Source organism: uncultured Sulfitobacter sp. (genome assembly GCF_964021855.1).
Lineage (GTDB): Bacteria > Pseudomonadota > Alphaproteobacteria > Rhodobacterales > Rhodobacteraceae > Sulfitobacter.
The window spans coordinates 86413-104475 of the sequence record NZ_CAXHZD010000006.1 but is presented as its reverse complement, the minus strand read 5'-3'; the positions used below and the strand labels follow the sequence as shown (position 1 = coordinate 104475).

The 18063-nt window shown below is 54.6% G+C and carries 17 protein-coding genes; 5 read left to right on the top strand and 12 right to left on the bottom strand.

What is annotated here, in order from left to right:
* Nucleotides 1-25: 25 nt before the first annotated feature.
* Complete coding sequence (locus AADJ11_RS17245) at nucleotides 26-1615, top strand: gamma-glutamyltransferase family protein (protein WP_341235675.1); 1590 nt, start codon at nucleotides 26-28, stop codon at nucleotides 1613-1615.
* Between the two features lie 112 nt (nucleotides 1616-1727).
* On the opposite strand, the gene AADJ11_RS17240 is transcribed toward AADJ11_RS17245, so the two are convergent.
* Nucleotides 1728-2909, bottom strand: a complete 1182-nt coding sequence (locus AADJ11_RS17240; RefSeq protein WP_341235674.1) for an MFS transporter — start codon at nucleotides 2907-2909, stop codon at nucleotides 1728-1730.
* An 82-nt stretch (nucleotides 2910-2991) separates the two neighbouring features.
* Here AADJ11_RS17240 and AADJ11_RS17235 point away from each other — a divergent pair, with 82 nt between their 5' ends.
* Nucleotides 2992-3888: a LysR family transcriptional regulator gene (locus AADJ11_RS17235; protein WP_341235673.1), complete on the top strand. Its 897-nt coding sequence runs from the start codon at nucleotides 2992-2994 to the stop codon at nucleotides 3886-3888.
* Between the two features lie 230 nt (nucleotides 3889-4118).
* Here the strand turns inward: AADJ11_RS17235 and AADJ11_RS17230 are convergent, their stop codons facing one another.
* The 6 genes from AADJ11_RS17230 to AADJ11_RS17205 form a co-directional block, all read right to left on the bottom strand.
* Nucleotides 4119-4247, bottom strand: coding sequence for a hypothetical protein (locus AADJ11_RS17230; protein WP_341235672.1), 129 nt, complete (start codon nucleotides 4245-4247; stop codon nucleotides 4119-4121).
* Nucleotides 4248-4354: 107 nt separating this feature from the next.
* Nucleotides 4355-5176: a phosphocholine cytidylyltransferase family protein gene (locus tag AADJ11_RS17225; protein ID WP_341235671.1), complete on the bottom strand. Its 822-nt coding sequence runs from the start codon at nucleotides 5174-5176 to the stop codon at nucleotides 4355-4357.
* 233 nt (nucleotides 5177-5409) lie between these two features.
* Nucleotides 5410-6360 carry an aminotransferase class V-fold PLP-dependent enzyme gene (locus AADJ11_RS17220; protein WP_341235730.1) on the bottom strand — a complete coding sequence of 317 codons (951 nt, stop codon included), beginning with the start codon at nucleotides 6358-6360 and terminating at the stop codon, nucleotides 5410-5412.
* Nucleotides 6361-6990: 630 nt separating this feature from the next.
* Complete coding sequence (locus tag AADJ11_RS17215; protein WP_341235670.1) at nucleotides 6991-7575, bottom strand: class I SAM-dependent methyltransferase; 585 nt, start codon at nucleotides 7573-7575, stop codon at nucleotides 6991-6993.
* 63 nt (nucleotides 7576-7638) lie between these two features.
* Complete coding sequence (locus AADJ11_RS17210) at nucleotides 7639-7824, bottom strand: hypothetical protein (protein WP_341235669.1); 186 nt, start codon at nucleotides 7822-7824, stop codon at nucleotides 7639-7641.
* Nucleotides 7825-7864: 40 nt separating this feature from the next.
* A complete protein-coding gene (locus AADJ11_RS17205; protein WP_341235668.1) occupies nucleotides 7865-8758 on the bottom strand; it encodes a LysR family transcriptional regulator in 894 nt (297 codons plus the stop codon).
* Nucleotides 8759-9367: 609 nt separating this feature from the next.
* Between AADJ11_RS17205 and AADJ11_RS17200 the strand changes: the two genes are divergently transcribed.
* From AADJ11_RS17200 to AADJ11_RS17190, 3 genes are all read left to right on the top strand, one after another.
* On the top strand, nucleotides 9368-9811 hold the full coding sequence (locus tag AADJ11_RS17200; protein WP_341235667.1) for a GFA family protein: 444 nt from the start codon (nucleotides 9368-9370) through the stop codon (nucleotides 9809-9811).
* A gap of 247 nt (nucleotides 9812-10058) precedes the next feature.
* The gene (locus AADJ11_RS17195; protein WP_341235666.1) at nucleotides 10059-11144 is read left to right on the top strand and encodes an SMP-30/gluconolactonase/LRE family protein; all 1086 of its coding nucleotides are present in this window, start codon (nucleotides 10059-10061) and stop codon (nucleotides 11142-11144) included.
* A 1289-nt stretch (nucleotides 11145-12433) separates the two neighbouring features.
* Nucleotides 12434-14176, top strand: a complete 1743-nt coding sequence (locus AADJ11_RS17190; protein WP_341235665.1) for a sulfotransferase — start codon at nucleotides 12434-12436, stop codon at nucleotides 14174-14176.
* 76 nt (nucleotides 14177-14252) lie between these two features.
* Here the strand turns inward: AADJ11_RS17190 and rpsU are convergent, their stop codons facing one another.
* The 5 genes from rpsU to AADJ11_RS17165 form a co-directional block, all read right to left on the bottom strand.
* Entirely contained in the window at nucleotides 14253-14453 is a 201-nt protein-coding gene (rpsU, locus tag AADJ11_RS17185; RefSeq protein ID WP_341235664.1) for a 30S ribosomal protein S21, read from the bottom strand.
* Between the two features lie 304 nt (nucleotides 14454-14757).
* Complete coding sequence (locus AADJ11_RS17180) at nucleotides 14758-15603, bottom strand: NAD(P)H-binding protein (protein WP_341235663.1); 846 nt, start codon at nucleotides 15601-15603, stop codon at nucleotides 14758-14760.
* Between the two features lie 318 nt (nucleotides 15604-15921).
* On the bottom strand, nucleotides 15922-16713 hold the full coding sequence (locus AADJ11_RS17175; protein WP_341235662.1) for an SDR family NAD(P)-dependent oxidoreductase: 792 nt from the start codon (nucleotides 16711-16713) through the stop codon (nucleotides 15922-15924).
* 10 nt (nucleotides 16714-16723) lie between these two features.
* Nucleotides 16724-17686: an LLM class oxidoreductase gene (locus tag AADJ11_RS17170; protein WP_341235661.1), complete on the bottom strand. Its 963-nt coding sequence runs from the start codon at nucleotides 17684-17686 to the stop codon at nucleotides 16724-16726.
* Nucleotides 17687-17738: 52 nt separating this feature from the next.
* Nucleotides 17739-18041 (bottom strand): DUF1330 domain-containing protein, encoded by a 303-nt coding sequence (locus AADJ11_RS17165; protein WP_341235660.1) that lies wholly within the window; start codon nucleotides 18039-18041, stop codon nucleotides 17739-17741.
* Nucleotides 18042-18063 lie beyond the last annotated feature (22 nt).

Here is an 18063-nt window from a genome sequence, read left to right as displayed (position 1 = left end):
GTGTCTAAATCACAGGAATACCGATATGTTTGACTTCTTTTCTGCCCGCCGCCCCAGCACTCTTGCTTCAAAAGCGATGATCGCGACCTCTCACCCGCTCTCAACCTCAGTCGGTCATGAGATTCTTGCCAAGGGAGGCAATGCTGTCGACGCGGCGATTGCTGCCGTTGCTGTTCAATGCGTAGTCGATCCGTTGATGACGGGCATTGGTGGGGATTGTTTTGCCCTTTATGCTCCGAAAGGCGGAAAGGTGAAGGCGCTTAATGGATCGGGGCGTGCGCCGGCTGCGGCTACAGTTGAGGCATTAAAAGCGGCTGGTCTAACGGATGAAATCCCCCAAACCAGCCCCCATGCAGTTACAATCCCTGGTGCGATCTCGGGGTGGTGCCTCCTGCACAAAGACCACGGCTCCCTACCGATGGAGCAATTGTTTGCGCGTGCGATTGATTATGCCGAGAACGGCTATCCAGTGACACCGCGCGTCGCAATGGATTGGGCAGCTAACGCTGATACCGTTGCAGGTGATAAGCACGCGGCAGCGCTTTTCTTGCCAGATGGCAAGCCCCCTGTTGTCGGTCAAACACATGCTCAACCACTGTTGGCCGCGCGCCTGCGTGACATCGCAGCAAAGGGTGCCGCAGGATTCTATGAAGGCGAGGTTGCCGCCAAGATGGCGGCCCATTTGCAATCTCTTGGCGGTTTGCACACCGAGGCCGACTTCAACGAAGGGCGTGATCAGGCCCATTGGGTGGATCCGATTGCGACGCGTTATGGCGATCATGATGTATATGAATGCCCGCCGAACGGCCAAGGTTTGGCCGCTCTTCTAATCCTGCGTATATTATCGCGTTTTGACATGGGAAAAGGCCTGTCTGAAGCTGATCGAATTCACCTGCACGCGGAGGCGACCAAACTGGGATACCATCACCGCGATGCGTTAATCAGCGATCCGGCAACCTGCCCGGATGTGGTTGAAACACTGCTGTCGGACGAGGTCGTCGACGCACTGGCGGCGCGCATCGACATGCGCCGCGCCTTACCGCCCACACTTTGGGATGAACCCGAGCATAAAGACACAATCTATCTTTGTGTCGTAGATGAACAGGGCAACGCGCTGTCCTTCATCAACTCAATTTTTCATGGCTTCGGGTCGACACGTTTAGACCCTACAACGGGCGTTCTCTTCCACTCTCGTGGTGCGTCTTTCAGGCTGATCGAAGGGCATCCTAATGCCATCGCCCCGCGCAAACGCCCCATGCACACGATCATTCCGGGGATGCTGTGCAAAGATGGAACCGCGGTTATGCCTTTTGGTGTCATGGGTGGGCACTATCAGGCAGCAGGCCACGCAGCCTTCTTGTCTGGCGTTTTAGACTTGGGGATGGGAATTCAGGAAGCAATGGATGCACCGCGCAGCTTTGCTCATGACGGGGTGTTGGATATTGAGCCAGGCGTGTCCGAGGAAGCACGGGCAGTTCTGGCGTCGAGAGGACATGTTCTGGCCCTGCAAAAGAGCCCAATCGGCGGAAGCCAGGCGATCCACATCTGTCCCGCAAGCGGGCTTCTCTCTGGTGGTAGCGATTCCAGAAAGGACGGAATGGCGTTGGGGTTCTAAGTGCTGAATAGCAGGACTTCGTTGGACAAATTGGACACTTGATAAGCTTCGCATTTTTTCTGGAACGAACTCCCGCCCTGCCGCATCAATTATGGGGCAGGGCGGGAGGGTGCTATTCAGCAGCAACAGTTTGGGGTGCTGTTGCGTTCAAGCGACCAGACAGGCGCACCAGAACGATCCCGACAGCTACAACTCCGGCGGCGATGTAGGGCGCAGCGGCCAAACCGATGCCTTCCACAACGAGCCCACCGGCCCATGCACCACCGGCAATGCCCAGATTGAACGCGCCGATATTCAGGCCAGAGGCTACGTCAACGGCACCCGGTGATACCTCGCGTGCGATCTGCACAACATAGGATTGCAGGGGCGGCACGTTGGCGAAGGCAAAACCGCCCCAAAATGCCGCAACCGCGATGGCTGCAATCGGGCTGGTAAGGGTCGCACCAAGTGCGACCAGTGAAATTGCAAGCCCGGCAAAGATCACTGTCAACGCAGGTACGGCACCGATACGGTCAGCCAGTTTGCCGCCGGCGATGTTCCCCACGGCGACAGATGCACCATAGAGCAGTAGCACGAGGCTGATCGCACCCGCAGACAGACCCGTGACTTCGTTCAACATCGGCGCAAGGAAGGTAAAGGCGATGAAGTTTCCGCCATAGCCGACAGCCGTGATCAGATAGACCAGCAGAAGGCGCGGCGAAGTCAGCACCTGTAATTGGGCTTTGACCCCCGCTGACGCGGTCTTGGTCAGATTGGCAGGCACCAAGATGGCAGACGCGATGAACCCGATCACGCCAAGCGCGACAACGCCAAGGAAAGTCGACTGCCAGCCGAAGTTTTGGCCGATGAACGTCCCCAAGGGAACACCCGTCACAAGCGCGACGGTCAGGCCAAGGAACACCAGCGCAATGGCTGAGCTTTCTTTTTCTGGCTCCACAAGATCGGTCGCGATAGTCGAGGCGATTGCAAAGAACACGCCGTGAGCGAGGCCCGTGATAAAGCGCGCAGCGACAAGGCTGCCGTAATCCGGCGCAAAGGCGGCATAAGCATTGCCGAGCGTGAAAAGCGCCAACAAGAGCAGCAGCAGCGTTTTGCGCGGCACGCGGTCGGCCATTGCTGTCAACACTGGGGCGCCAATAGTCACGCCAAGTGCGTAAAGACTGACCAACAGGCCAGCAGAGGGGATCGACACGCCAAGATCGGCGGCGATGGTCGGAAGCAAGCCGACGATAACGAACTCGGTCGTTCCGACGGCGAAAGCGCTGATGGTCAGCGCCCAAAGGGCAAGTGGCATCGGTATCTCCATTAATTAGATGTCGACGACGTATATGCCAGCGGCTATCTGTTGCGAGAATAGACATGTTTGGAATGGATCATTGCAGAAACTGCACGAATTACTTCGCATGGGGGATTTGGCTGCCTTTGTCGGGATCGTCGATGATGGGGGCTTTGCTGAATCCGCGCGGCGCAGGGGCCTGTCCGCGTCAACGCTAAGCCGTTCGGTGACACGGCTCGAAGAGCAACTGAAGGTCACATTGCTGCGCCGGACCACGCGTTCAATCGAGATCACGCCCGAAGGTGCCGCAGTTCTGGCCGAGGCGCGGGAGATTTTGGACCGCAGCGAAAGCCTACAAGAGATAGCGACAAGCGGGCAGGCCCCCGCTGGACCTTTGCGCGTGAATGCGCCTGTGCCATTTGTGCTGCATGTGCTCGCGCCTCGCTTGGCCGAATTCCACGCGCAGTATCCAGACATTAAATTGTCGATCGACATGACCGATACGCTGGTTGATTTGATTGGCAGTCATGCCGACGTGGCCATTCGGTTGGGCCGACTTCCTGACAGCGAGATGCTACATCGCCCCCTGGGGCGGACGCCGTGGAAACTGGTGGCGACACCAGAGTATCTGGACCGCCACGGCTGGCCCGAAACGCCAGCAGATCTCGCGCGGCTGGAACAAGTGCGTTTTGCGATGCCAGAACACATCAATACGTTGCGTTTCGTAGGCCATTCGGAACCGATTGCCGTACCCGCCGCTATCACAGCCGGTAATGGCGAGGCGGTACGTCAGCTGGTGCTGGGTGGCCTCGGCATTGCGCGCTTCTCCGATTTTATGATTGCTAATGATATTGCCGCAGGCCGTCTGGTCGAACTCTTGCCGGGTCAGCTGCAATCCGAGCCGCTCGATATTACCGCCCTTTATCTGACCCGCATCTCTGGCCTGCGCCGGTTGGGCGTGTTTCTGGATTGGCTAGGTACGTTAAGTTCTGGCTGAGTGCCTCTTGGTGGCCCCCGACCGGTGCAAAGCAAAGCTCGCGTACTCCTAAGATGTTCCCCACCCGTCTAAGTAAGTATCCTCGCTACTTAACCGAGGTCCGCTTCACGATGTTGCACCGCAGCTGCTCGCCTCATTATTTTCGCCCCTGTCAGCATGCGCCCTAGTTGAATGGATCGCGCAACTAGGGCGTATGATTAGCCTGATAATTAGGGGAGCAGTATCGGCGGTTACTTCACCTTTTTCCCGCCAATCCTTACCGTCGGCTTACCCGTCAGAGAATTTGCCGTCGCTAAAACCTTGGCCTTTTCTTGCTTTGGTTTCTTGACCTCTTTCTTACTGTTCTTGCCTTTAGCCATGGGATGTCCTTCCGGTATGCAGCGATCCGGTGCCGGAATGGCAGGGGCATTGCTGCGGTCGTATACCTTTGCCTGTCTTGGGCAAAAGTGGTCTTGATCTGACAGGCCTACGTTAGCTTAACCGCTTTTTTGGGCGCTTCGTCTATCGCCCTTTGCTGGCCACGCGAAATGGTTATGACCGGGGATCCGAACATTGCGTTTGCCGCCGCGAAATCTTCGGCGGTATCGATCTCGGTCCAGTTTAGGCCCGTGATATCAAGGGCGCGGAAAACCACGCCTTGCCCTACCAGACGTGCATAAGCTGCCTCGTAATATTCTTGTAGGTTCGCGTAGTTTTCCATCATTTTTGCGAGCTCGGCAAAAAGAAGTGGACCGGTCTGAGAGCTGATCTTTTCGATCCCGATGGATTCACCCAATGCCAACTTCGGATCTACAGTTTTCCCGACTTCAAGGACCTGCAGGTCGTCGTCTGTGATGACTTTAACTTCTTCATCCTCAAGTGCGATGTTCCGGTCGATGCACAGCACGTTTGGCTGATTAGTATCAACAAGCTGGCGCAGGATTTTGACATCAAATACGACGTCAGCATCGAACTTGATAAACTCGGCCGCGCCAATCGCGGGCGCGGCCAGCATCAAAGAGTAGCCTGTGTTCGTGTCGCGGTACCGTTCGTTGATCACATAGGTGACGCGGATGCCCCTAAAAGTCTTGTCGATGAACTGTTTGATTTCGTCCGCCCGATGGCCAAGCACCAGAACAAACTGCGACAGACCACAGCTTAGGCAGTGACGGATCATTCGTTCCAGAATGACGGATCCGCCGACGGACAGCAGGCTTTTGGGGCAATTGTCCGTCAGAGGGCTAAGCCGTGAACCGATGCCAGCTGCCAGAATTACGGCCATAGGGGGGCGGGTAATTTCGTGATTCATGTGATGTTTTCCTATTCGTGCCGGGGTGAGAAAGATTATTTTTCGAAGCGATGTTTGTGGCTTTCGCCAATGTTTTTGCCCCTGAGCCAGGACTTGTAGGTGCCCCAGAAAACTTGGCTTGCCGCAAAGACCAAAAGCATCGGGACTAGTTGATCAAATATCAGGCCGACTGAGAGCATGAAGATGAAGACGCCTTCATCAAAGACGAGTATTTTGCGTTGCTCCCTCAGGAACTACGACCAGTTTTCCTGGAGAGAAAAGCCCAGACCCGCAGTGATTTCGACCAAAATATCTGTCAGTGCCTGTTCAAGTCCAAAGAACAATGGAACAGCGGGGGTATTGGGCGTCTGGCTGTGATTTCTCAAGAAAGCATAGAAGGTCGCAAGGTTCAGATAGGTCGTTTTCGCAGCATGCCTTTTCAGTCGTTTGAAGTGCTTTTTGCGCCCAACGACAAAGGACAACCCCGGGTAGGAGCCTATGGCCTTGGAGCTTGAGCTGGACACGAAGCCGATGTGGCAGGCCTCCATGTCGATGACCTCTGCGCCAACAGAACTGACACCGTCCACTACGAACAACGCGCCGGTCTTTTTGGCCAAAGCGCCAATTTGGGCGAGCGGGTTCAACATGCCCGAGCAGGTCTCGTGATGGACCATGGCGACGACATCAATTTTATGCGCTGACATGTAGGTTTCGATTTTCGACACATCGAAGGGCGTGCCCCAAGGCATTTCGAGGAAATGGGTGCGCTTATTGTGGATCAAAGAGGTTTTGTGCAACCGCTCGCCAAATTCACCGTTCGACAGGATCAAGATTGCGCCTTTACCTACGACAGAAGACAATATCGCCTCGTTTGCTGCCGTGCCAGAGCCTGTGATCACCACGGCGCGATACCGCGCCCGGTTTCTGATCTGAAACAGTGAAATTAATTTATGTTCGATGCTTCTAAGAAGGTTATCAAAATCGGGTTCACGATGACAGATATCTTCCTTGCTGATCGCGGCACGCAAAGTCTGGGCCACATTCACAGGGCCAGGGGTGAAAAGCAGGTATTTGTCCAAGATTAGGTCATGCTCCAACGACACCATGGCGAAAACCATGAGGTCGGCACGCCCATGATACGTCAGTGCACGGGAACCGGGCAGGGACATCGAGAGGGCACAAATCGAGTTCGAAAGAGCAGCCATCACGTGTGGCTGTTGGTACGTCGTCCGAAAATTGAACGCTTGCAGGCTAGATCCAAGAACGCCTGATCCCGCCATTTATGAGGTATCAGACGTGCATCATGCGCTGAAAACAGCATCTGATCGGTAATGCGTGTGTTCGAGCAAATTTTCAGGTCGCAAAGAGTGATCAACGCACATTGATCTGGCTGGCGTTGGGTTTTGTCCGAAAATTTCCAGAGAACGGTTCAGACAACCTGATCAGCCACGGTTGACCTTAGAAAAGCTGTCGCGCGCAGGTGTGAAGCGCCCGAAGATAAATCCATATGGAACAGCGCCTCGAATAGCAAGACGTGGATTCAATACGCACTAGTCGTACCATGCGCTATAGCGTGGTTTGCCTCCTCGCGGCGGGCAGCTGAACAATTGTATCAGCGCGCAACGCCGCTGGTAAGGGACAGCTTGAACAATGGACGACAGGGGGCTACGCACCAAGGTCTCATGGAAAAACCTGATCAGCCGATGGATACTTCGAACCTGAACCTTGTTGGCGTCTGCGATCACTTGCGCTGGATATGAGATTGCCGAAGTCTGATCACCAGCAAGTGGTTTACGATTGGATCTAACTAGGCGCCAACGGGGACGAGATGCTTCTTAACCCGTCATAAAAACATCATATCGTGTCGTTTTCCCGCGGATTTGGTGGGAGCATTTCTGAATACCTTCAATCGGATCAGCCTTAGCAGGCCATTTAAGCACCACCCGCTTACTTGCATGTTTGATCGCCAATCGCACCAGATCACCGGCGTCATCGTCGGTGCCGACGATGGCGCGGACCTGACGCAAGTCCTGCCTCACCAGCGCTGAATTTTTTCGTTCAGGATGCATTGGATCAATCAGAATTGCTTCGCCATGAAGATCAGGGATCAAATCCTTGGCGTCTCCTTTCAAAAGTGTCATGCGGCCGATAATCTCGCGAAAATGACCGCCCTCTCTTTCCGCGCGCTCCATCCCTTGGGTCAACAACATATGCATTTCCTCCGAGCGCTCGATCATGGTCACTTGGGCACCTAGAGACGCCAAAAGAAATGAGTCCCGCCCCAACCCCGCTGTCGCATCAATAATCATTGGTGTTTTGCCCGCACGCAGGCCCATTGCCTTCGCTAAGTCTTGGCCACGACCGCCACCAAACCGAAGTCGATGCGCTACTGAACCTTCGACAAAATCAACGCGTAACACTGCGGCAGCCCGCTTCAAACTCTATTCATTTTCGATCCTGGATGAGCACCATGCCCATGTTGCTCAAGCAATACAGCTTTTCTGGTTGAACCGCAGCCCCATATTATCAAGGGATAAAACAACGCGCTTGGCGCAGCAGCCATGCTGCACTGTCTTGGGAAGACGGAGGCCGAAGACCTTCAACAGTCCGTGCACTTCATTTGCGAAATCAATTGTCTTGTTCAGCAATGCTTTGCGGGTGCTGAGCAAAGCTTCCCACCCTTTTAGAGCTTCAAAAAGATGGTTCGAATTATCTCGTATCAGGGGCGTCTAGCAGTCCATTATTGGTCAACGGGCTGAAGGCATCGCGCAATGTGGCAATCATAGCTTCGATCGCTGGTGACGATCCTGCTGGGTTACGACGCAGCACCACGCGGGCATTGTCGATGGGCATAAACCCGTCCTCATCCGTCAGTTCGCGACAGCCCGGCGGGATGGAGCTTCGCGCCAAGGGCGCTATGGCAATTCCGTTGATGACCGCGCTGCGCATGTTGGCAGACGTGTCGCATTCAAATGCTGGGTGATACGAGACCCCGATCTGATCCAGCGAATGCAAGGCATAGTCGCGGCACCAGTCTGAACTGAAATAGATCGAAATCGGCAGCGGTTTGCGTAAATGCTGGGCGTGGGCGATGGACGTCACCCAGACGGTTGGATCGACAGCGAGCACCTCAACCTCGTCCGCGCTGTAGCCTTCGTAAACCACCGCGAGATCGATTTTATCGGCATTCAGCGCAGCAAGTTGCGGCGCGCTGAAATCGCAACGTATGGTCACTTGTGTGTCGGGATGGCGTTGCGCAAACGACGCAAGCGCGGAGGGCAGAATACTTTGCACATATTCATCGGGAATGCCGACGCGGACGGGCCCCGACAACGGCTTTTCCCGCAGGGCGGTCGCGGCTTCATCCAGCAGGCCGACAACACGTTGCGCATAGGGCAAAAGTTGCTTGCCTCTTTCGGTCAGGCTAACGCCCCGTGGTTCGCGGACGAAAATACTCTGGCCCAAGCTTTCCTCAAGTTTGCGAATTTGCATGGAGACAGCCGACTGTGTACGCCCCAACTGATCGGCCGCTCGGGTCACGGAACCCGTATCGACGACAGCTAGAAAGCCGCGCATCAAATCACTGTCGAGTGGCGGGAGCATGGTGACCTCATATCACAATTTCTTATGTCATATATAATTACTATTGGTTTGATTGATGTCAACTAATCGCCGATGCCTGTCCTACCGATTGGAAAGGCAGGCAGAGTATGATTTGGAAATTTTTGAAGCGCTGGCATGCCCTGCGGCACCAACGGCAATCAATGGGCTGGATGCTGAGACGTAAGGACGACCGGTGGCTGAACGACATAGGGTTAACGCGCAACGATCTACGCAATCTGCTCGAAGAGAGGGACGATTAATGTGCGGTGCCAGTGGTTAGGATTTGCCATGGTACTCGCAAGCAGCGGGCCAGCAAAGCGACCGCTTCGATAGCCTCGTTTCGAAATTGCCTTTTTTAGCTGAACACCCCAGTGCTGATCCATTTTGCAAACTCCCACTGCAAATAGGAAATTTTGCGCGCGCTAGGGAAGTCTCGAAAGTGGCATTCGAAGCATTTGTGCAATTATAGGTTATATTTTCGGTGTAAGGTGTTCCCAGATTGATAGACATCTGATGCCTTTAGGGCTGAAGCTTGGATATACAAAAGTGACGGTAGCCAGCCGCCTTATTCCAAAATATAATGCTATTCAGGACCGGGGAGGAAGGTTCATGAGCGATGTAACAGGATGTCTTGAAGGACACTGTTTGTGCGGCGATGTACGGATCCGCATTGATGGTTTGCACGACCCCCGACCAGGTGTCTGCCACTGCCGCATGTGCCAGCGATGGTCAGGTGGCATTTTCTTGTGCTTTTATGCGTCCAAAGACGCCGTTTCTATTGATGGCCCAGTGACGCGATTTGCCTCGACGGATTTCGCTGAACGTGCCTTTTGTGCGACCTGCGGGTCCCATATCTGGATGCGAAACTTAAAGGGCGATGATCAAGGCTACGACTTGATGCCGGGTTTGTTCGATGAGGCAGCGGATTGGCCTCTGCGCTCAGAGATATACACTGACCGCGCGCTGGCTTCGATACGACTGAAAGGCGATCACAACCGTGCCACACGAGCCGAATATGAAGCCAAAAACCCTCACATTAAAGGAGATGGCTAACGGCTGTATGAGCTGGGGGCATGGGGGAAACCCGAAATAGAATGGGCCTTCTGCGCTAAATATGTCTTGTAATCTATCTTATGTTATATTTATCGCAGCAAGCCGTAGATAACGTACCGCATAATGCAGCACGCCTAGCAAACCGACAAACCCCCACCACGCATGCTCTTGCTCTGCGTAAACATATCGGCAACCTTGTGGTCCGGTCGTGCCTCTTGTGGGCTGTCGTATGCGAGGAGACGTGGAAGTGAGAAACACCCTTTGGTTTATAGGATTAGCGTTCGCCTGCTTGATCGCCTATCTCGCTTTGTGGCCTGTGTCGGTGCGCCCTGTCGCTTGGGAAGCGCCGGAAAATGCGGGTTATACTGGGGCTTTCACACCGAATAATCGTCTGCAGGCGCTTGAGCTGATCGAACTGGATGGGCGGACGGGCCCCGAAGACGCAGATATCGGGCCAGATGGCCTGATCTATGTCGCGACCCACGACGGAGAGATTTTGCGCATTGGGAAAGATGGCACGGTTTCACCTTTTGCACAGACACAAGGGCGCCCTCTTGGCCTTGAATTTGCTGCGGACGGAACGCTCTACGTGGCGGATGCCTACCGCGGGTTGTTGGCAGTCGACGGGACCGGTCAGGTCAGCTTGCTTACCAACCAAGCGGAGGATGGGAGCCCTATCCACTATGCGGACGACGTTGATGTTGCCGCAGATGGCACCGTTTATTTTTCAGATGCCTCAACCCGATTTGGTGCCCAAACAAATGGCGGGACGTTACCTGCGTCAGTCTTGGACCTTGTTGAGCATTCCGCGAACGGCCGTATTTTGAAATATGACCCTGCTTCGGGCAAGACGACGGTTTTCGCCGATGGACTAAATTTTGCCAACGGCGTTGCCGTCGACGAGGTGCGCGCTGCGGTGCTTGTGATTGAGACAGGCGCGTATCGCGTCTGGCGCTTCCCTATGGATGGCGGTCCCGGACAGGTCATTTTGGACAATTTGCCGGGCTTTCCAGACAACATCAACAATGCAGCTGATGGCACATTCTGGGTGGGCCTTGTCAGTCCGAGAAATGCGATCATGGACAAACTGTCCGGCAATCCATTCCTAAGGCGCCTTATCATGCGTCTGCCGGATACGATGAAACCCGCGCCGACGCGCTATGGCTTCATTCTGCGAATAGATGCCGACGGCCGGGTGCTAGAGACGCTTCAGGACCCCACCGGAAGCTACGCGCTCACGACCGGTGCCGTCACGCTTCCAGATGGACGTATTGCAGTGACATCATTAACCGAACCGGTTTTAGGCTTACTCCAGTATACCTCGGGTGATTGACGACACAGGACGGTTGGAGTGCTCTACTGCGCAGGCGTCACTCGGATTAATGCGCCGTTTTCTGCATCAGTGAGGATCACGACCGAACCGTCGCTGGCTACATCGACGTCGCGCACCCGGCCCTGCCCTACTCTGGCGTATACACCTCATTCAATTTCGGCTAATGTCGAACCTCATTAGCCACCCAAACCTAGGTCGCGAAACTGTGCGAAAGGCGTCCGCAATGCGATCTGTTCTAATTCTCTTCCTAATGTTTGGTGCCACAAGCGCGGAAGCTGAAAATTCCACCGCAACCGAGAATTTGATTTCGATTATAGCCAGATCAATGGATCAAGAGACGCCGGCGTACTTGCAAATCGGCGCAGGACCTTGCTGGGAAACGCGCATTGAAGTCATTGATGGGGACTTAACATTTGGTGGTGGGCAAGGGCCTGCGCCTCGCATCTTTGCGGATCAGTCTGGCCCGATGCTTTTCTTAGATGGTAGGTCTGATCATGCTGGCGGCGCGAGTTACATGTTGTTGCGCGCGAGAGAAGCAACCACCAATCCTATCGGTGTAATCCTCAATCCAGTTGCGCTATGCCGTGAGATCGATGGGACACCTAAGTGCACTGGAAACATCGGGGGGCTAAAACGGTTCTCGCTTAGGGCGTCCTCAGATAATATTTGCGAATGAAGCAAGTAAATGACGCCGTTTTTGCCAAAGTAGTAGTGGTGAACCGACGCAAACAACATCTCGCATTAACGAAAGCTGCTGGTGCTCAGACCGAAAACCGCCCTTGGCGGAAGGGAAGCGAATTCACACTTTGTCCAGCAAAGCCGCCCTTATTACCGCCGTATTACTGCGGTCTCATGCCTACGTCCGCTTTCGGGGCGCTGCAGCCCAGCGACGCTAATATACGCGGTCGTTCACTGCGTTTTGTACCGAGGTCTGTTGTGCGGGATACTTACGTTCCATATCTCGCTTGTAGCGAAGGACCACCATCCCGCCGGAAGCCGACTTTAGACGTGGTCCTAACGAATTTCCGCTGCCGCTGTCAGCCGCAGCCATCCACGACCAGCAGGGAATTGCCCACTTCTGCGGCGTTCACAAAAGTTTATAGTGCGGATGGAAACGCCGTTCAGCAATACCATTTGAATGTCAGTATTCCCCATGGTATTATTTCTAATATCTTTCACGCACAGATGGATTGCCAGCCGCACGTACCCTAGCGGATTTGCTACAGGGCAATTGCGGTAGCGACTTGTGCAAAAGGTCTTGCCAGAACTGTAATTAAGGAGCGACCTTTTTGCTATCAGCCGTATCGAATATTGTGCTGGCCCAACAGGAGCTCGCGCAACGCCGATTCAAGAACGTTCTAAAATATACGCGCAAGGCGCAAAAGGAAGCGCCGCGGTCCCCTGTCCCCGATAATCTGGCCGGCATAGCACTCAGCGCAATGTCGCGCCCCGGCGAAGCGGTCAACAGTTTCAAGCGGGCCATTCTCTTGGACCCCAGCTATGCAGAAGCCCGAAAGAACTTGGCTCAAACCTACTTGCTTATGGGACAGTACGAGAATGCGCTTCTCGCCCTGCATGCCGTGCCTGAAACACCTGATGTCCTATATTTGAAAGCACAGGGTCTGGCGGCTCTGAATAGAAAGCAGGACGCTCTGGCGACAGCAACGCAATACATTGCAGGCAATCAAGAGGACAAAACAGGCTACAAGCTTAGGGCATTCATTAGGCTTCAGTTTGGGTTGATCGCTGATGCATTGGAAGACTACGAAAAAGTAATTTCAATCGATCCGCAGGATGCGGAGACGCTGACGCGCATGAGTTTGCCGCTGGCGCGCCATCTGAGGTTCGATGATGCTTTGAACACAGCCCTGCGCGCTGTGGAGATTGATCCCGGCAACATAAGCGCGCAGCTGCGCCTCGCGGCGCAATTTTCAGAGATGGGGAAAACGGAGCAATCAATTGCCCGGTATAGGCATGTGTTGAGCTTGGAATCCTCTCAGGCCAGCGCGTTGAAAGCTTTAAGTGAAATGCTGAAGGGCGAAGACTTGGCTGAATTGGAGCTACAGGTTGCCGACGCGCTATCCCGCGTTGACAAAGGTTCGGAAGACGAAGCCTTTCTGCTTTTCGCTCGTTTTCATATCCTTTCGGATAAGGGCGCGCGTGAACAGGCAGATCGAGATATTATCCAAGCAAATAAATTCTTCGCCAACCGCAGCCGCTATAATGCAAAAGCCGAACGCGAGGCCGCTGAGGGTATACTGAAACGTTTCCCCAATGTTCTGCCACCGAAACAGGAAACCTGCACTGCGCCGACGCCGATCTTTGTTTTAGGCCTGCCAAGATCGGGTACTACTCTGGTGGAGGCGATGCTTGGACGCCACGACAAGGTCGTTCCCTTGGGTGAACGCGGCACGATCGGTTTTCTTCTCGAAGAGACAATCCATCGCGGCCTGCCATTTACTGCGCACGAGATCGAAGGGCTGAGGGCCGAGGACGTCAGGTTGCTCCCTGAACTGCCTATTGATGCACAGGCCTATGTCGATAAAATGCCTGCAAACTTCCGGATAGTTGGTTTCCTCAAATCAATATATCCCGAGTCTAAAATTGTGAACGTCCGGCGGGATCCGCGCGACATCGCCCTTTCGATGTTCCAGGCCCATTTCTCAAGCTCAGCGCTGAATTATACCTATGATCGGAAGGCCATGTCCGATTACTTCAATCTATACGCTCGCATGATGCAACATTGGCATCGGGTATTCCCAGGGCAAATCTACGATATTCGCTATGAGGCTTTGGTTGAGGACGTTGAAGGCGAAGGTCGCAAGCTTGCCGAGCATTGCGGGATCGAATGGAACTCTCAAATGGCATCGCCGGATCAAACGACGTCCCAGGTCCTGACAATGAGCGCCAACCAGTTGCGCACGCCTATTCACAAGCAATCTATTGGAAAGTGGCAGGATCGCCGAAAGCTACTGGCCCCTTTTCTGCAGGGCCTGGATCACGCGCTTTGGCCTGAGGTCGAAACAGAGTAAGCTAGTCCACTCGAGATTTGTCGGTTTATTTAAGATCTGCCCGATCGATACCATGCATGGTTTTTATATGTTGGCCTCAGCCTTCACGTTCAGCTTTTTTACGTGCCAGTTTACGCTGACGGCTAATGGATTCTTTTTTCTCGCGCGCTTTCCGAACTGATGGCTTCTCGAAATGTTCTTTGAGCCTCATTTCGCGGAATACACCTTCACGCTGTAGCTTTTTCTTGAGCGCCCGAAGCGCTTGATCCACGTTGTTATCACGAACACTTACTTGCATTTTAATTCCGCTGTTTTACAAAACATTATCAAATATGACTTGCCAGCATATATTGGCAGTATCAAACAATAAAACATTTTCAGTGAAAATTAGGCTGTCATGTCCCGCTATGCGCTTTGCTCAGCATATTCCTCAGCTGACAGATCATAATGCGGTCCAGTGAACATTTGCCTGCCGTCAGGACCCTTGGGGCAGATTTAAGGATTTGAATAAGGGAGGATTTCTGGTTCATCTTATCGATTAGGAGATCGAGATGACGAAGAAGCCCGGCGCGATCATTCCGGCTCCTTTGTGGTCGAAGCCTTCAGCCTGTGAGTGATCCGAAATAATCGGCCCAGCTTTGGTGCGCTCTGGCCGCAACAGCTTCAAAATCGCTGGGCACATCGTAAATGCCCAGACGAATACCCTCATATATGCCGCCGATGATTGGGCCTATGAAATCGCCCAACTCGGCCGTGCGATCCGCGACATACTCTTGTGGCGTCATTTCGCGATAGGTCAGCGATGTGGCGAAGGCATCGTTCAGGTAACCGGTCAGCTCGGTTTGACTGATGGGCGTGCCCCATAGGTTAAACGTCTGGCCGTTGAAACTGTCATCGGTCAATAGGCGCGTGTAGGCATGGGCCAGTTCGTCGCGGGTTGTGTAGCCGCATTTGCCCGAACCGGCGCTATTGGCGATCTCGCCTCTGGCCTTGTAGCTGTCGATATACTCCACGTCCGGCTCGATATAGATGCCGTTGCGCCCGATAGCATAGGCAAGCCCGCTGTCGCGCACATCGGCCTCGGTCTGGCGGTTGCTTTGTACGACAGGGGAAAAGGCTGTGCCTTCTTCGACTCCTTGAATGCTTGTGTAGACAATCTTCCTCACACCTGCGGCTTTGGCGGCCTCAATCACATTGCGGTGCTGTTGAACACGGGCGTCGGGGGCGTCCATGCCGGACACCAACAACACTGTATCAGCGCCCGCTAAGGACGCTCGTAATTGCTCCGGTTGTCCGTAATCGCCAGGGCGAATTTCAATTCCAAGATCTTGTGCGTTCGCCGGGGTGCGGGCAAGGCCGATGATCGTTTCACCGCCCGCGGATGTGAGCACATTGCGGGCAATTGCTCCGCCAAGTTGGCCTGATACGGCTGTAATCGCGATGGTCATGGTTGAACTCCTCGAATGGATGGGGGCGGGCGTCACGAATGCCCCACGGTACCCCCAAAAGGGTGTTGGCCCAGATTTCTCTGGGCCGCTACCTGTCGATTTATTGACCTGTAAGCTGTTGCAACGCGCCCGCCCAGTCTTCGACGTGGTAGGTCCGAGCGATGACACCGTCTTCCCACTCGTGGATGTCGATGCTCATGACTGCATCGCGGTAACACAAATTCCATCCATGATGACGCTGGAACGCAAAAAGCGCTCACCCGACGACTGATTGATCACATCATTGCGCATCGTTCTGATTTGATGTTGTAGCCGCCGCTACGTAAGCGCGCTTTTAATCTGTCCATCAATCGCGGCAACAACCTTTGCGACTTTGCCCGCATCAGACGCATCGACATGTGGCGCGGCAAATGCACCAGAGTCATTGTCATAATACCGACCCGACGCATCTGAAAATTCATCCGAAAGCGCCGCACGGGTCAGGATATCAACGCCGATGTTCAGATCATTTCCGGCGGTGCCAAAGCCCTCACGCACCATCTTCGTGGCCAGTAGAGACCCCGGATTTACGGCCACCGACAGCGGCCCGTCGGGATGCTGTGCCGCGAAATCCTGGCTCGACATTGTCAGCGCCAGTTTGCTTTGCGCATAGGCCTCCATGTCGTTCAGGCGTCGCTTGCCCTGCATTGCATCAACGTCGACGGGGGCTTGCGCGGCTGACGATAGATGCACCAATCGCCCGTCGTTCGGCATGATGGACAGCAAGAGGTCAGAGAGGAGCGCAGGCGCATATGTGTTCACTACAAATCGGACATCCAAACCATCACGCGTAAGTGGTTCGGGCACTTTGAACACGCCCGCGTTGTTGATCACAACGTCGATCCTGTCGTTGCTGTTCTTGAGGTCGCGCGCCATTTCAGCGACCTGCGATAGATCGGACATATCGGCCTGAACAGTCGTGACATCGCCGCCAATCTCTTGCGCCAAAGCATTCAGTTTCTCAGCACTGCGCCCGTGAACGATCATGCGGTGCCCTTGGGCTGCAAGGGCCAAAGCGGTGGCACGGCCAATTCCGTCGGTTGCGCCGGTGATCAGGATGGTTTTTGTCATTTTAGTTTCCTTAACTGAAAGTTGGCAAAACATGCTCGGCAAGTTGTTCGAGCGTATCTTCAATGGGGCCGGTACTAAACCGCAGGTTCAGAGCGACGTGGTTTACGCCGATCTCTTTGAGTTGCTTTAAGTAGCGCGTTAGTGGGCGATGGCCGGAGCGAAAGCCGAGATGGATCGGGCTTGGGATCTCATCAGGGTCTTCGGCCAGATCGATATATAATGGTTGCAATACCGGCTTCGGTGGCTGCCCAAGTCGTAACAAGGTTTCGCGCCAGTCTTGCAGAACGCGGTCTTGCGCCACGCCGGGGCGTGGGTAAGTCATCCAGCCATCGCCATTCTTTGCAATCCAGTCGGGGGATTGGCGGCTTGATCCTGTGATCAAAAGCGGCAGTTTTGTTCCAGCAGGTTTTGGTAGCATATCGACGGGCGCGTTTACCGAGCCAAAGCCGTTGCTGACCTGCGGTGCCGTTTGCCCCATGGCGCGGATGTATTCAAAGCTCTCACGGAATGCATCGCCGCGTGCATTGAAATCTTTGTTCATGGCCGGATATTCTTCGGGGCGATCACCAGAGGCCACGCCGAGGATCACCCGCCCGCCTGACAGCACATCGGCGGTCGCGGCGGATTTGGCCACGTGCGCGGGGTGGCGCAGGGGCAGGACGATGCTGGCAACGCCCAAGGCAATCTCCGAAGTTTGGCCGGCCAAAAATCCCAGATAGGTGAATGGATCAAAGAGCTGCCCCGCGTCCCCAAAGCTGGGTACGTTAAACGGTACGTCGCGCAACCAGACAGCCTTGAAGCCAAGCGTCTCGGCTTGTTTTACTCGGCGCAGGTGGTCAGACATATCCGGCACGGGGCTGCGCCCGTATTGTGCGATCGGCACGACCAGACCGAGGCTGAGTTGGCCGTTCTGAAACGTCGCATCAAAGCCGCGATTGATTTGCGAAAAGGCGGTATTGGTCTCGTCGCGCACTTGAGGTCTCCCGTGATGTGCGCCGCCCCTTTGACGGGGCGACGCAGCAGTATTAGGCAAGGTCGTCTTTGCCCGCGATCAGGTAGTGATGGCTGACAGAGCCTTTGGTCCGTTCCGCGAGGTGCGGCGCATATTTGTCGTCCGCCATAAAGGCCTCTGCGGCGTCTTTGGATGGCCATTCGATGATGATACGCAGTCCGGCCTCTTGGGGTGAGCCTTCGACTTGTTCGTGGCTGGCTGTGCGGGCGATGTAGCGCCCGCCGTGGGCCGCGACACGGGCATTCGCCGCCGGCAGGTAGTCAGGAATCCAGTCTTCGCTGGTGGGGGTCACATCAAGTACCGAGTAGTAAGTCATAATTACTTCCTTTTTTTTCAAA

What these genes read in the sequence shown, in the direction of transcription:
- AADJ11_RS17245 (WP_341235675.1), top strand. Translation starts at nt 26, where the DNA reads ATGTTTGACTTCTTTTCTGCCCGCCGCCCCAGCACTCTTGCTTCAAAA.
- AADJ11_RS17240 (WP_341235674.1), bottom strand. Translation starts at nt 2,909, where the DNA reads ATGCCACTTGCCCTTTGGGCGCTGACCATCAGCGCTTTCGCCGTCGGA.
- AADJ11_RS17230 (WP_341235672.1), bottom strand. Translation starts at nt 4,247, where the DNA reads ATGGCTAAAGGCAAGAACAGTAAGAAAGAGGTCAAGAAACCAAAGCAA.
- AADJ11_RS17225 (WP_341235671.1), bottom strand. Translation starts at nt 5,176, where the DNA reads ATGAATCACGAAATTACCCGCCCCCCTATGGCCGTAATTCTGGCAGCT.
- AADJ11_RS17220 (WP_341235730.1), bottom strand. Translation starts at nt 6,360, where the DNA reads ATGGCTGCTCTTTCGAACTCGATTTGTGCCCTCTCGATGTCCCTGCCC.
- AADJ11_RS17205 (WP_341235668.1), bottom strand. Translation starts at nt 8,758, where the DNA reads ATGCTCCCGCCACTCGACAGTGATTTGATGCGCGGCTTTCTAGCTGTC.
- AADJ11_RS17200 (WP_341235667.1), top strand. Translation starts at nt 9,368, where the DNA reads ATGAGCGATGTAACAGGATGTCTTGAAGGACACTGTTTGTGCGGCGAT.
- rpsU (WP_341235664.1), bottom strand. Translation starts at nt 14,453, where the DNA reads ATGCAAGTAAGTGTTCGTGATAACAACGTGGATCAAGCGCTTCGGGCG.
- AADJ11_RS17180 (WP_341235663.1), bottom strand. Translation starts at nt 15,603, where the DNA reads ATGACCATCGCGATTACAGCCGTATCAGGCCAACTTGGCGGAGCAATT.
- AADJ11_RS17175 (WP_341235662.1), bottom strand. Translation starts at nt 16,713, where the DNA reads ATGACAAAAACCATCCTGATCACCGGCGCAACCGACGGAATTGGCCGT.
- AADJ11_RS17165 (WP_341235660.1), bottom strand. Translation starts at nt 18,041, where the DNA reads ATGACTTACTACTCGGTACTTGATGTGACCCCCACCAGCGAAGACTGG.